Annotated in this window: 14 protein-coding genes and 1 pseudogene; 9 read left to right on the top strand and 6 right to left on the bottom strand. The window is 55.4% G+C overall.

The window, feature by feature from the left end:
• The 4 genes from JV241A_RS12155 to JV241A_RS12145 all read left to right on the top strand — a co-directional run.
• Positions 1–430, top strand: a 430-nt coding sequence (locus JV241A_RS12155) for a DDE-type integrase/transposase/recombinase (protein WP_134062724.1), incomplete at its 5' end; no start/stop codon positions are given.
• Between the two features lie 165 nt (positions 431–595).
• Positions 596–913, top strand: a complete 318-nt coding sequence (locus tag JV241A_RS12150; RefSeq protein ID WP_134062722.1) for a hypothetical protein — start codon at positions 596–598, stop codon at positions 911–913.
• 90 nt (positions 914–1,003) lie between these two features.
• Entirely contained in the window at positions 1,004–1,273 is a 270-nt protein-coding gene (locus JV241A_RS27630; RefSeq protein WP_240047857.1) for a hypothetical protein, read from the top strand.
• Positions 1,200–1,853 carry a hypothetical protein gene (locus JV241A_RS12145; protein ID WP_134062720.1) on the top strand — a complete coding sequence of 218 codons (654 nt, stop codon included), beginning with the start codon at positions 1,200–1,202 and terminating at the stop codon, positions 1,851–1,853. The genes JV241A_RS27630 and JV241A_RS12145 overlap by 74 nt, the downstream gene beginning before the upstream one ends.
• Here JV241A_RS12145 and JV241A_RS12140 read toward each other — a convergent pair.
• Positions 1,805–2,038: pseudogene (locus JV241A_RS12140) on the bottom strand (IS3 family transposase); the annotation flags it as partial. The gene JV241A_RS12145 and the pseudogene JV241A_RS12140 sit on opposite strands and share 49 nt — an antisense overlap.
• 60 nt (positions 2,039–2,098) lie before the next feature.
• Entirely contained in the window at positions 2,099–3,100 is a 1,002-nt protein-coding gene (locus JV241A_RS12135; protein WP_134062718.1) for a zinc-dependent alcohol dehydrogenase family protein, read from the bottom strand.
• A 118-nt stretch (positions 3,101–3,218) separates the two neighbouring features.
• On the opposite strand from JV241A_RS12135, the gene JV241A_RS12130 reads away from it, so the two are divergent.
• The gene (locus JV241A_RS12130) at positions 3,219–3,614 is read left to right on the top strand and encodes a helix-turn-helix domain-containing protein (protein ID WP_134062716.1); all 396 of its coding nucleotides are present in this window, start codon (positions 3,219–3,221) and stop codon (positions 3,612–3,614) included.
• 87 nt (positions 3,615–3,701) lie between these two features.
• Here the strand turns inward: JV241A_RS12130 and JV241A_RS12125 are convergent, their stop codons facing one another.
• Entirely contained in the window at positions 3,702–4,649 is a 948-nt protein-coding gene (locus tag JV241A_RS12125; RefSeq protein WP_134062714.1) for a LysR family transcriptional regulator, read from the bottom strand.
• Between the two features lie 97 nt (positions 4,650–4,746).
• On the opposite strand from JV241A_RS12125, the gene JV241A_RS12120 reads away from it, so the two are divergent.
• The 4 genes from JV241A_RS12120 to JV241A_RS12105 all read left to right on the top strand — a co-directional run bounded on the left by JV241A_RS12120 (position 4,747) and on the right by JV241A_RS12105 (position 9,023).
• Complete coding sequence (locus tag JV241A_RS12120) at positions 4,747–5,421, top strand: SDR family NAD(P)-dependent oxidoreductase (RefSeq protein WP_134062712.1); 675 nt, start codon at positions 4,747–4,749, stop codon at positions 5,419–5,421.
• A gap of 45 nt (positions 5,422–5,466) precedes the next feature.
• Entirely contained in the window at positions 5,467–6,639 is a 1,173-nt protein-coding gene (locus tag JV241A_RS12115) for a Xaa-Pro peptidase family protein (RefSeq protein ID WP_134062710.1), read from the top strand.
• Between the two features lie 240 nt (positions 6,640–6,879).
• Complete coding sequence (locus JV241A_RS12110) at positions 6,880–7,980, top strand: NADH:flavin oxidoreductase (protein ID WP_134062708.1); 1,101 nt, start codon at positions 6,880–6,882, stop codon at positions 7,978–7,980.
• Between the two features lie 125 nt (positions 7,981–8,105).
• Positions 8,106–9,023 carry a LysR family transcriptional regulator gene (locus JV241A_RS12105; RefSeq protein WP_134062732.1) on the top strand — a complete coding sequence of 306 codons (918 nt, stop codon included), beginning with the start codon at positions 8,106–8,108 and terminating at the stop codon, positions 9,021–9,023.
• A gap of 78 nt (positions 9,024–9,101) precedes the next feature.
• Here the strand turns inward: JV241A_RS12105 and JV241A_RS12100 are convergent, their stop codons facing one another.
• The 3 genes from JV241A_RS12100 to JV241A_RS12090 all read right to left on the bottom strand — a co-directional run bounded on the left by JV241A_RS12100 (position 9,102) and on the right by JV241A_RS12090 (position 12,621).
• Positions 9,102–10,568, bottom strand: coding sequence for a glycosyl hydrolase family 18 protein (locus JV241A_RS12100; RefSeq protein ID WP_134062706.1), 1,467 nt, complete (start codon positions 10,566–10,568; stop codon positions 9,102–9,104).
• A 130-nt stretch (positions 10,569–10,698) separates the two neighbouring features.
• Positions 10,699–11,559 (bottom strand): CAP domain-containing protein, encoded by an 861-nt coding sequence (locus tag JV241A_RS12095; RefSeq protein WP_115089599.1) that lies wholly within the window; start codon positions 11,557–11,559, stop codon positions 10,699–10,701.
• 162 nt (positions 11,560–11,721) lie between these two features.
• Positions 11,722–12,621, bottom strand: a complete 900-nt coding sequence (locus tag JV241A_RS12090; protein WP_115089598.1) for a proline iminopeptidase-family hydrolase — start codon at positions 12,619–12,621, stop codon at positions 11,722–11,724.
• Between the last annotated feature and the right edge of the window lie 48 nt (positions 12,622–12,669).

The raw sequence follows: 12,669 nt of genomic DNA, 5'->3' as shown, positions 1-12,669 counted from the left end.
GATCGATCTGTTCACCCGCCGCGTGGTGGGCTGGGCGGTTTCATCGAAGCCAGATGCCGACCTGGTGATCAAGGCCTTGGACATGGCCTATGAACAGCGTGGCCGGCCTCAGAATGTACTGTTTCACAGCGACCAAGGAAGCCAATACAGCAGCCGAAGCTTCCGTCAGCGGCTGTGGCGTTATCGCTTCAAGCAGAGCATGAGTCGGCGTGGAAACTGCCACGATAATGCACCGATGGAACGGTTGTTTCGCAGCCTGAAAACGGAATGGGTACCGACCGTGGGTTATATGAGTGCTTCGCTGGCACAGCAGGATATTGGTCGGTTTCTGATGCAGCGCTACAACTGGCAGCGACCGCATCAGTTCAACAGCGGTCTGGCGCCCGCTGTTGCCGAAGAAAAACTTAACGCAGTGTCCGGGATTAGTTGACCACTACAGGCTGACTTCATAGGATTTCGCACGGATCCTGCTGCTCCAAGGATCACGTTCTATCACGCTAAGCACGGTGATCTCACGCTCGGTGCAGGCGCGTTTCACGTTTCTGTAAGCCAGGCTATTAAGAATCTGGGCAATCTCGCATTACCCGCTGCCGCCATGGCCAACGAGTTCGCCCTTTGGGATCGGCTCTATAGCAATGGTGGAGTGACGACGCGGATTCATCGTACCTGCCGCGGCACGCCCGCGGCCTCCAGAACTGCGGTTGAGTTCTGCCGGAATGCCCCTCATACCTTCAAACGGGTGGCCATCGTCACCTCATCACTGAGCAAAACTGCTGTTGAGCAGGCCTTCAAAGACATCGAGGCGGGGCGAACCCCAAGCCCCTACTTCGTCCAGCTTTATTGGTTGCTGTCTTCCTTTTTTGCTGCCTGCACCGAGGTCGGTGCTTTCGGGTGCGTGATATGCCAAGAGTGAGCACGAAAGCTCACACTCACTATCTTGTCACGTCACCAGCATGAGCCTCGGGTAAGCACCTATGCCAAAGGAGAGATATTTGAGCAAAAGGTGTTCGATTTGCTCTCAGGTGAGCTAGCAGCAGGCAGGCTCCTCTTCGCGCCTCAGTTCAGTACGATCCATCGCAAGAAAAAGTATTTCTCCCGATATCGAGAGAGCTTCATCGTGTTCGATATCGCCATCGAGGTGCGACTTCCGGATAGGGATGATCCTTCAGTGATCGTGCTGATCGAATGCAAAAATTACGATGGCACCATCCCAATCGACGACGTCGAAGACGTTCAGCTCGAAAATCGATCAGGTCGCGAGCCTCAACGGTAAAGGTATTTTCGTGTCCGCAAGTGCTTTCCAGTCAAGTGCACTGAATTTCGCCCGCAACAAAGGCATGGCTGCGGTTAGGTACCTGGATGAAGGCAATTTCAAGTGGGAGCTCTCTCGTTCATTGCTCGCGGGAACGACGACTGCCTCTGAGCGCAGGAGTGCAGCAATCCGCAACGCAATGATTGAGCAATCGTACGAGCCAGCACTGCATAGCACCTACGCCACCACCCCTCTGGGCTTCACAAATTCCTGGAGTGGGATTCTCCAGGGGCTGCTGGCGGCCCCTGACGGCGAGAACGCGAGACTGGAGCATGTGATACAGCACCGGCCCGCTGTTAGGCAGCGGGTTGCGTATCTCACGGAGCATCAGATTGAGGCGAAAGCAAATCAGGTACTGCAGGATATCGGTTACACCTGCGGACGTGTGAACCTGTCCAAACTGATCGATCACGAGCTCAAAATTAGTGGATTGGGAGTTACCTTCAGCCAAGCATCTTGGACTGCCCCCGCCCCCATAGACATTTTCCAGCCTCAAAGTGAGGTACTTTCGAAGGCCTCAGGACTGACGCCGCCCAGGTGACTGTGACGACGCGTTCGGTTGTAAGACGCTTCAATGTAATCGAATACATCGGCACGGGCCATGTCACGGGTTTTGTAGATCCTCTTGCGGATGCGTTCTTTTTTCAGGCTGCTGAAAAAAGACTCCGCCACGGCATTGTCCCAGCAGTTGCCACGCCGACTCATACTCGGCTCAAGGTGGTTGTCCAAACAAAAACGGTGGGGAGTTGAGTCCCGATGTGTGACTCAACCCCGTGCATCAAAACGTTACTCGATATCGATGACGACCTTACCCACGGCCTTACCAGAACCCTGCAAAACCTGTGCAGCTTGGGCTTGCGCTAGCCCAAAACGGTGAGGATCCATCAGCGGTTTGAGCTTGCCTGCTTCTGCGAGCCGCGTCGCATGACGCAGGAGTTGACCGTGATGTGCACGCCCTTCCCCGCTGAGCATTGGCAAAAGGACGAATATGCCTGACAGAGTCACGCAGCGCAGTGAGCCAGGGGCCAGATTGTGGGAGGCGAAAGCAAAACAACTGGCGACATGGCCATAGGGTTTGGCAGCAACAAGGGAGTCGTCCAGGCTCTGCCCGCCAACGGTGTCATAAACAATGTCGAACCCTTTGCCTTCAGTGAAATCCGCAACGTATTCGTCGACAGTTTTGGCGTTGTAATCAATAGGCGTAGCTCCAAAAGATGCCACGATTTCTTGCTTGCCGGCGGACGCTGTCGCGTACACGTCAGCGCCGTGTGCTGCCGCAATCTGGATTGCTACATGGCCGACTCCGCCAGCGCCGCCTTGCACCAACACACGCTGGCCGGCTTGGACACCGGCTCGATCTACCATGCCTTCCCAGGCAGTCAAAAATACCAGCGGAATTGCCGCGGCTTCGCGCATGGTGAGATTCTTCGGTTTCAATGCCAGAAGTGCTGTGTCGACCGCAGCATATTCGGCCAGCGAGCCCTGCAGCCCCCTAACGCCTCCGGTTAGCCCGTAAACCTCATCCCCCACTTTGAAGGCCGTCACCTCAGGCCCAATCTCTACCACTACGCCTGCAAGGTCGGTACCAAGAATCGCGGGCAGCTCCGGCATGGCATACGGTGCAAGTCCCTGACGAATCATATTGTCGATTGGGTTAACACCGCTGGCTACAATCCGGACGAGTACCTCGCCCGCCCGTGGAGAGGGGCGTTCTACAGTTTTCTCCACCAATGTCCCGGTAGCGTAGTCGTCTAGCACCAAGGCTCGCATCGTGTACTGGCTGCTCATTCTGGTCTCCGTTGAGGTTGTTTACAGTGTGCAATCTAGGGATTAGGGTGAGCTTGAGCCTTTAGGTATCATCTGTCGATTAGGCACTTTTTTGAAACGTAGGCACCCAATGGTAACCATGACTAAAACAACTGTTCGCGATCCAGGAAATCCCCTGGTGGTCTGTGAGCAATGCCCTCCTCGCAGAATTCACCTTCTCTTGGCCCCCAAATGGTCGTCCATGGTGATTTATGTGCTGAGTTTCGGCTCGCTGCGAACAGGCCAGCTTCAGCGTTCGATGCCGGGAATTTCAAAGAAAATGCTTACCCAGACGCTGCGCGAGCTGGAGAGTGATGGTTTGATCGAGCGCAAGGTGCACCAGGTGGTGCCACCCATGGTCGAGTATTCACTAACTGAGGTGGGGCAGAGATTTGTAGAGCCGCTGATGGCGCTCTATGAGTGGGCGGAAGAAAACGCGGAGCTTCTGGATGAGATTGAGACAAATCGGGCGACTGCGGGTATCACCCGCAACTGATTAGTGATACCCCTACTCACTCATGAATTTAGCATTATTTGTCCATGATCTCGCTACCGATACAACCTCGAGCTTAACTCAGAGAAATTATTTGACACACTGCGCACCTACCATTTTACCCCTAAAGTAATCAATAAATACTCGTAGCTTTGCAGGCATGTGCTTTGCCTGAGGATAATAAAGATAAAAGGGGTCTGTTATTGGAGACCACTCCTCCAGAAGCGACACCACACTACCGGACAACAGCTCTTCTCTCGCAAAATCCTTAAACACATAAGCGATCCCTATGCCAGCAACTGCCGCATTAAGCGCTGCCCTCATCTCATCAAAAATCAACTGGCCTGCGACATCTATAGTGAGCGCCCTTCCTTCATCTTGAAACACCCATTCATAGAGTTTCCCATTTATATTCATTCGCTGCCTTATGCAGTTATGACTGAGCAACTCTTGAGGTGTTTTAGGCGCCCCGCACCGGGCAATGTAGTCAGGAGAAGCTACGAGAACGCGCTGCTGGTAGCCACTGATCTGAATTGCAACCATATCGCTCTGCAGTGTATGTCCAAGTCGAACCCCGGCATCAAACCCCTCACCCACCATATCCACAAGGCTATTGTTAATCGAAAACTGAATGGCCAACTGCGGGTACAGTCTGCTGAAATTATATAACTCGTGCTCGATCAGCGTTGCAAATGCAACATGCGAGGCGTTGATCCTAAGCTCCCCCTGCGGGTTGTGAGCTGATGACCGAACCTGTTCTAGCGATGCTCCGACATCCTGAAAAGCAGGAGCAACAACCGACAATAACTCTGCACCCGCATCCGACAGAGCGACACTTCGTGTTGTCCGATTTAATAGCCTTACGCCCAACTCTCTCTCAAGTAGTTTTATCGTTTTGGAAACTGCAGTAGGTGTCACCCCTAGCTCCTCAGCAGCCCGAGCGAAATTGAGCGCGCGTGCAACCACGAGAAAAGTGGCCAAGCCAGACAATACAGTCGCACTCAACCCGGGATTTTCGTTAAACATCGAATCAGCCATTATGAACCAGAGGTTCATAATGTATATGTAATTATGATCTTTTTGTCAATTTCAGGAGTCGTTAATCTCAGGCAAATCCGTACATCTGGAGGTAAACATGAGCCAAACCTTTCTGAGCATCGGCAGTGGCCCTGGCATCGGCTTTGCTACCGCTCTACGTTTTGGGCGCGAAGGCTACGACGTGGTACTGAGTTCTCGCGATGCTACAAGACTCGCCAAGCAAGCAGAGCAACTGGCGGTGTTGGGGATCAACGTTCGGGCATTTGCAATCGACGCAACCAACCCTGCTGCAGTAGCAGAACTGGTAGCGAGCATTGGAAACGATCTTCACGTCCTCCACTACAACGCTGCCGTCCTTCATTACGACGCCTTGCAAAACCTTAAGGCAAGGACAATCGATGACGAGAGCATCAGTTCTATCGAGCGCGACATGCAGGTGAATGTGACCAGCGCCGTCGTGGCTGTTCAGTCGGCGCTCCCTGCCTTGCGTGCCAAAGGCACCGGCAGCGTCCTGCTGACGGGGGGCGGGTTTGGCGTTTATCCAAATGCTGACTTCTTGAATCTCAGTATCGGCAAAGCTGCTATCCGCGCTACAACGCAGGCCCTTTTCTCCCAACTTAAAGAAGAAGGGGTTCATGTCGCCACTGTAACGGTGAGCACTCTTGTGAGCCCGGACTCGCCGCAGGCCGACGGTGTCGCTCAAGCATTTTGGGATCTGCACGCTCAAGAGAAAGAGCAATGGGACTGGGAAGCGATATACCCGGCCTCTTGATAACCGCTCCCAAAGTAGCAGTGCCAAATTTTAGAGATTGAACCAATGCTGACTAATCGCACGCCTAGAAGTGAATACGAACTCCGCTGGAAAAAAGCCCAAGCTGCTGCCAAGGCGCACAATGTAGAAGCCCTCGTAGTTTGGGGGAAAGGCGGTGGCACGGTAGACACCGCGAATGACCTCATCTATCTCGCGAACTACTGCCCGGTGTTTCCATACGCACCAGACCTCCCCGGTCGATGGGCAGGCTTGTCTCACGGGGCAGTCATTATCCCCGCGAAGGGAGAGCCAATTCTGATCACCGAATCTCCAGCCGTTCGTCGCGATGTAATCGCCATTGATGACATCAGGTCGGCTGACGGTTTCGTGCCGGATAAGGTTGCTGCGACCCTGAAAGAGCTTGGCCTGGCGAACTCCCGGGTCGGCTTGGTTGCAGGCCCTTGGCTCGTAAGCGCAATCCATCGTCGCCTGCTGGAAAAAGCTCAAGGCGTCTCGTTCGTAGAACTGGATTACGTGATCGAAGGTCTACGATCGATCAAGACACCATTCGAGTTCGAACTGCTTCGAGAAGCAGCCGGTGTCGGCAACGCTGCTATGGAAGCGATGATGAAAAGCGCTTCCATCGTAGGGACAACTGAAGCTGACGCTGTTGCGGCAGCTTATGACATCGCTATTCGCCAAGGGTGTGCACTGATTGATGCGGCATGCTCCTCCGGGCCACACAGCGCATTTTACTCTCACGGGATGGCTCCTCAATGGACTACACGCAAGCTTGAGGATGGCGACATTTTCCACTGTGACCTGTACGGCGCAGCTGTAGAAGGCTACACATGGGACTTCTCTCGATCCGTCGTAGCGGGAGGCGAATGGAGCGCTGCGCAGAATGAGATCTATGACGGCGCCATCGCTGCTATTGATGCGGGCGTTGCCGCTTGCAAACCTGGTGTCACAGCTCAAAAGCTGTACGACGTTGTTCTAGATGTATTGAACTCTCGCGGGATTTACTGCGGTTACCCTCTTCACGGCCATTCGTATGGGATCGGCTGGGAGTCCCCATGGCTTGTTCCAGGCAACGACACCCAAATCGAAGCAGGCATGGCGATCGCTATTGAATGTATGGCTGGTCGACCAGATGTCGGCTTTGTCAAATATGAACACAACGTACTCGTACATCCGGACAGAACAGAGTTGATCTCTACATGCCCGGCTCGCATTTGAGCTGACAGTGAGAAAATCCCGCTGACAAGGCGGGATTTTTTTGCTTGGCAAAAATCGAACAAGCAAACCTTTAAATCGTTTAATGCGATTTCAAAGGCCCCTAGAATGGGGCTCTTGGCAAATTATAACCGGACTGGTTATGTCGCCTTATCGGATTAGCTACATTCTCAGGGGATGCATGTACCCCTACCTTAGGCATACCGATTATTCAACCAGGGCATCGCCCTTAGGAAAACGAGTATGTCTAACAAAGGTCTACTGTATACACCTCGCCAGATCGGCGCCCTCCAGGTCAAGAACCGCTTCGCAGTCGCGCCGATGACCCGCGTTAGCGCAACTGAAGATGGCCGTCCTACCGAGCAAATGACTCACTACTATGACCGCTTCGCTAAGGGTGACTTCGGCTTGCTGATCACTGAGGGCCTCTACACCGACCATCAGTACTCGCAGGGCTATATCTTCCAGCCTGGCATCAGCGATGAAATACAAGCACAGGCCTGGCAAGCATTTGTACAAAGCATCCACGGCGCAGACGCCAAGGTCGTTGCGCAGATCATGCACGCCGGCGCCCTCAACCAAGGTAACCGTTTCGTCGCTGGCACCATCGCACCGTCTGCGATTCAGCCGAAGGGTGATCAGATGACTTTCTATTACGGCAAAGGCAAATACCCAGTGCCGACCGCAGCTTCTGACTCCGATATAGCAGATGCGATCGAAGGCTTCGCCAACGCGGCTCGCCTTGCTACCGAGGTCTCGGGCTTCGATGGTGTCGAGATTCACGGTTCAAACGGTTACTTACTTGATCAGTTCTTCACCGACTACTCCAACTTGCGCACCGACCGTTGGGGTGGCGATGTGAAAAACCGCGCCGGCCTCATCCTCGAAGTCGTGAGCGCCGTGAAGAAAACCATCAAGCCTGGTGCAGCTCTAGGCGTGCGAATCTCCCAGGGCAAGGTTAATGATTTCCAACACAAGTGGGCCGAAGGTGAGCAAGCTGCGGAGGTGATCTTCGGTTCCCTGGCGGATGCCGGTGTCGACTACATCCACGTTACCGAATTTGAAGCCTGGAAACCGGCCTTCGAAGGTGGTACCGACAGCCTGGCCAAGCTGGCGAAGAAATACGCTCCTAACGCAACGATCCTCACCAACGGCTCGCTGCACGAATTGGATCGCTCGGTAGAGCTGTTGGAAAACGGTGCTGATGTGATCGCATACGGTCGTGGCGCACTGGCCAACCCTGATCTGCCAAAACGAGTTGAGCGTGGTGAGGCTCTACGCACATTTGATCCTTCGATCCTTGGGCCAGTCGCCAATATCAAAGAGGCAGAACTGGAGTATTGATACTCTAACTGATATCGGTGTGTGGAACTCCGTTGTGGATGAACACAATTACTGAGCCCGCGAATGGACTGACGTGACAAGGCTGTTTCGTTAAACTGATTTTTTGAAATGATGGGCCTTTGAAAATGTTAATTTCAGACGTAAACATCTTTCTCGCGGTGGCCTCGGTGAATAGCCTGTCGGCTGCTGCACGAAAGCTGAACGTGGGGCCCATGCAAATATCACGTCGACTCAATGCTCTGGAAGAGCATATGGGTGTACGCCTCTTCCACCGCACTACTCGATCCGTCTCGCTGACCGCTGAAGGGGAAGCCTTCCTCCCATACGCTCAAGCCATGAGCGAGGCGGAGGAAAGCGCCAGGGGTGAGTTGAGCCCTGCTGCAAGCAAAGTGTTTGGCGTGCTCCGTATGACTGCCCCCAGCGTGTTTGGGCAATCTATCGTTCTTTCCCTCCTCCCGGCGCTGCTTGAGCGCCATCCAGATCTGCGGATCGATCTGGACGTTTCCGACCGAGTGGTGGACATTGTTAGCAAAGGTATGGATTTGGCGCTGCGTGTTGCCCCACTGGCGAACTCCGAACTCGTTGCCCGGCGCATCGCCCCGAATCCTCGGGTGGTTTGCGCCTCACCCAAGTACCTCGAAAAGCATGGCCGCCCATTGAAGGTCGCTGACTTGGATAAGCATCAGTGCATCCTCCTGCAGGCTGTTCCAAGATGGCCTTTCAGGATCAAAGGGGAGTTACAGCACAAGACCGTGTCTGGCTTGGTGAATACCAGCAGCGTGGATGCGGTGAGAACTGCTGCCATCCAAGGCTTGGGATTGGCAATGCTGACTTACTGGGACGTATTCCGCCAGCTATGTGATGGGACTCTCGTGGAGATCGAGCTTGAAGACGCAGACATGGAGGAGCTCTCAATCTGGGCTGTAACCCCTACTCGCCGACTGGTGCCGGCGAGGGTGAAAGTCTTCCTGGACATGCTTGAGGAAAACCTCATGAAGATGCAGGCCGAAGCATCGGCCGTACCTTCTTTTGCTGCGTATTGAAGGCCGAGAAACGCAGTCCTGGTATAGGGCAGAGGGGAAATGAAAGCCCGGCATTTAAGCCGGGCTTTGCAAAGCGCTCTAAGCGCGCCGCTTGATTGCGACCTTCGACCAAAGGGTAAAGGCGACGGGTGGTGTCCAGCCTGCGTTTGAAGTGTGCTCTTGCAGGCACACGTAATGATTACCTTCGTACGTCACGCCATCTTCCTTGCGATAAAGATGGTTCAACTGCCACTCGGGGAACTCTGGATCAGGGATGTCTCCAGCAGTTCGAACGCTCAGGCTCTTGCTCGGAAGCGACTCATTACCCTGAGAGTCTGTTGCCGTGACAAAGTAGCTGTACTGAGTGTTCGGCGTTAGGCCTGAGTCCTTCAGCGTTAAAACTGCCACCTGGCCTATCGCAGCCCCATTTCGGTATAGCGTGTATGTCTCGATTGGACGAGGGCCGCTTGAAGCCCCCCAACTCAAGGTCATGCTGATCTCGGTTACGTCCCTGGCGGACAGGTTCGCGGGCGCCGTTGGCCGATCACCAGGCTCCGACCCGCCGTGAATCAACGGGGAGTAACGATCGTAGAACTCCCAGTTGTAGGGAACATTGTCCTTGGTAATGCCATCGTCCCAGTTGATAGACCAGGTCATCAGCCCTTTGATGGAATGGCCGGCAGCGTCGAGACGCTTGAATGCATTTACAACTGCAGCAGGATCGATCACATAGCCAGTGGCCGCAGCGTCATTATTGGCCGGTAAGCCAATGACGAATTTATCTGCGGGGATGGCAATGTAGTCCCGAGTGCCAGTCACCAGGCTTTCGGTCAGGTAGTAGAGGAAATCCTCTTTCATCTGATCATTGTTCTGTGCAATCCAGGCACCTTGCCCACCATTGGCCTCCTGCACCCAGATCCCATCGCCACCTTGGTTGTAGTACTGAGGCGCGATGAAGTCGTAGTACCCCTCAAGGGCCTGAATGTAGCCAACGTACTTGCCGCCAACTCTGAGGTAGGGAAACTCAGGCGCCATGCTGATGATGAAATGTTTCCCTTCGCCCTTGTAGTGATCCTTCACCAGTTTCAAGGCCGCCGGCAGCACCGTCTTGTTGTCAGCAAAATCAATGGCGCTTTGCTCCAGGTCGATATCCAACCCATCAAAACCGTAGACTTCAACCAAGCGAATGATTTCATTCGCCAGTGGCTGCTCATCCCCCTTGTGCAACTCAATGTGAGCGTCGGCGCCGCCCAATGAGATCAGTACAGCCCGTCCCTGGCTGTTCAGCACACCTACCTGACGGCGAAACTCATCGTCGGAGAGGTTGTAAGGTTTGAAGGTAGGAATACCTTGGCCTTTCATGAACGCTACAGCAACAACGTTGTAGTCCTTGGGTACATCCACTAAATTCAGATTGGCAAACTGCCCACCTTGATAGCCATCACTATGGCCGGCTGGCCAGTTATGCCAGAAACCCATGAGGATTTTTTTATTGGCAATACTAGGCATCAATGATGCTGAATCATTTACGTTGGACTTCACCGATGAAAAGTCAATATCAGTCATTGTTCTATTCCTTCAGAACTGTATATAGATTGGTTCATTCCTTTGATCAATTGATCTCCTCCCTAGAGGAGAACTTTCAGGCTAGCGCAAGGTTTTGGATTGTCCACCATAAAAAGGGGCTCGCCCTCCCTCAAGGCGCGCCGAACAGCATCGTCCAATACACGCCCTCATCGCTACGCGAGTTCGCAGCATAGGCCGCGCCCACTTGGGTAAACATCGGGTTCATCAGATTGGCGCAATGCCCGGGGCTGGCCAGCCAGCCTGCCATCGCCTTGCTCGGTGAGCCCTGCCCTGCGGCGATATTCTCGCCGATCTGACGGCCACGGTAGCCGGCATCCCACGCCCGGTCTGCCGGCAAGTCGCCGTTGGGGGCACGATGCGCGAAGTAATTGCCGTTGGCCATCGCCCGGCTGTGTCTCTGCGCCGCCGTCCCCAAGGCAGTATTCCAGGTCAACGGACGTGCCGCGGCGAAGCGCTGGCGACCACACTGGCGCGGCTTCGCCCGTGCTGCGTTGACCTGCGCCAGCAACGCGTTGCTCGCAGATCGCCCGTCGCCAAGCTGAGCATCGAGCAAGGGGCGCGCCAGCACCACCCGCCACTCGCTGCGGGCGCGACTGACGCCGATATCGGCAAATTGGTTATCGAGCAGGGCTGCGCAGTAGTCGCTCTGGAGCATGTCAAAGGCCTCCTCGGCATCTTGCGCGCCGACCAGGCGGATGGTTCGCACCGTCACCGCCTGATAGCCGGCAGCCTTCAACCTTTCCCGCAAACCACCGCTATAGCCGATCGGCAACGCCAGGTTCGACTTCAACGCCAGCGGCGTCGAGCCCCGAACCACGCGCCTCTCGCAGCGCTGGGGCTGGGCGCGGTAGTCGTTGATGGCCTCCACCAGTTGCCTCTCCCCGCTGGCATGGGCGGGGCTGGCAAGCAGGGGGAACAAAGGAATGAGGCAGAGCGAGACAAAGCGGGAGCAGCGGACGGCTTGGCGCATGGGGCGAACGGCTCTGATGGGATGACAGCGGTAATGCCGAAAAAATGGCTCGGCTAAGACTGCGATCCTCAACACAAGGTTCACGAGCAAACGGTACAAATTTAATGCCGGCTGGCGCGATCGCCAACCGTCTGGACACTGGCATGGTGCGCGTCGCGAACGCTACAGGCTCTCGTCGAGGAACTTGACCACTGTACCCATGCAGGCCACCCGCTCCTCCACATGGGGCATGTGGCTGGAGTTCTCGAACAATGCCCAGCGGATGCCCGGGATCAGGTCCAAGTACGGCTTGACCACCAGCGGCGTGGCTTCGTCATAGTGTCCTGATATCAGCAGGCTCGGCACGTTGATCTGCGGCAGGCGGTCGACGATGCTCCAGTCCTTGGTGCTGCCGATGATGTGGAACTCGTTGGGTCCGGTCATGGCGTGGTACACGGTCGGGTCGGCATCGACCTGGGCGAAGGTGCGGGCCACCTCGTCCGGCCAGGGGTTCAGGCGGCACACGTGACGATCGTAGAACACCCGGGTGGCGGCAATGTAGTCGGCGGCGGTGTAGTCGCCCACGGCTTCATGGCGCAGCAGTGTGGCCTGCACGTCCTTGGGCAGCTTCTCGCGCAGGCGGTTGGCCTCCCTGACCCAGGTGCGCATGTCTGCCGGCGAGTTGGCGATCACCAGGCAACGCAGGCCCGCCGGGCGCTGCACCGCGTGCTCGCTGGCCAGCATGCCACCCCAGGACTGGCCCAGCAGGGCGTAGCGGTCGCTGATACCCAGGTGCTCGAGCAGGTTGTCGAGCTCTTCCATGAACAGCTTCACCGTCCAGAACGACGACGGCATCTGCGGCAGGTGGGTCGAACGGCCATTGCCCAGCTGGTCATAGTGGATGACCGGGTAGCCACCGGCCGCGACATCCTTGTAGGCATCGACATAATCGTAGGTGCAGCCCGGCCCGCCATGCAGGATGACCAGCGGGGTGCGACCACCATCCAGGTCACCCGTGACGCGGTACCAGGTCTGATAGTCGCCGAACGGGGCAAAACCTTCATGCGATTTGATGAGTTCCATTTCATCCGGCTCCGTGCGAATCGTGAAGCACACAATATCGCTACGCAC

Source organism: Pseudomonas sp. JV241A, assembly GCF_900275665.1.
Lineage (GTDB): Bacteria > Pseudomonadota > Gammaproteobacteria > Pseudomonadales > Pseudomonadaceae > Aquipseudomonas > Aquipseudomonas wadenswilerensis.
Note: the sequence above shows the minus strand (reverse complement) of the source record. Positions and strands in the feature narration are given on the sequence as shown.

Coding starts and splice junctions, on each gene's coding strand:
- JV241A_RS12150 (WP_134062722.1), top strand. CDS start 596: ATGGCCAACGAGTTCGCCCTTTGGGATCGGCTCTATAGCAATGGTGGA.
- JV241A_RS12145 (WP_134062720.1), top strand. CDS start 1,200: ATGGCACCATCCCAATCGACGACGTCGAAGACGTTCAGCTCGAAAATC.
- JV241A_RS12135 (WP_134062718.1), bottom strand. CDS start 3,100: ATGAGCAGCCAGTACACGATGCGAGCCTTGGTGCTAGACGACTACGCT.
- JV241A_RS12130 (WP_134062716.1), top strand. CDS start 3,219: ATGACTAAAACAACTGTTCGCGATCCAGGAAATCCCCTGGTGGTCTGT.
- JV241A_RS12125 (WP_134062714.1), bottom strand. CDS start 4,649: ATGGCTGATTCGATGTTTAACGAAAATCCCGGGTTGAGTGCGACTGTA.
- JV241A_RS12120 (WP_134062712.1), top strand. CDS start 4,747: ATGAGCCAAACCTTTCTGAGCATCGGCAGTGGCCCTGGCATCGGCTTT.
- JV241A_RS12115 (WP_134062710.1), top strand. CDS start 5,467: ATGCTGACTAATCGCACGCCTAGAAGTGAATACGAACTCCGCTGGAAA.
- JV241A_RS12110 (WP_134062708.1), top strand. CDS start 6,880: ATGTCTAACAAAGGTCTACTGTATACACCTCGCCAGATCGGCGCCCTC.
- JV241A_RS12105 (WP_134062732.1), top strand. CDS start 8,106: ATGTTAATTTCAGACGTAAACATCTTTCTCGCGGTGGCCTCGGTGAAT.
- JV241A_RS12100 (WP_134062706.1), bottom strand. CDS start 10,568: ATGACTGATATTGACTTTTCATCGGTGAAGTCCAACGTAAATGATTCA.
- JV241A_RS12095 (WP_115089599.1), bottom strand. CDS start 11,559: ATGCGCCAAGCCGTCCGCTGCTCCCGCTTTGTCTCGCTCTGCCTCATT.
- JV241A_RS12090 (WP_115089598.1), bottom strand. CDS start 12,621: ATGGAACTCATCAAATCGCATGAAGGTTTTGCCCCGTTCGGCGACTAT.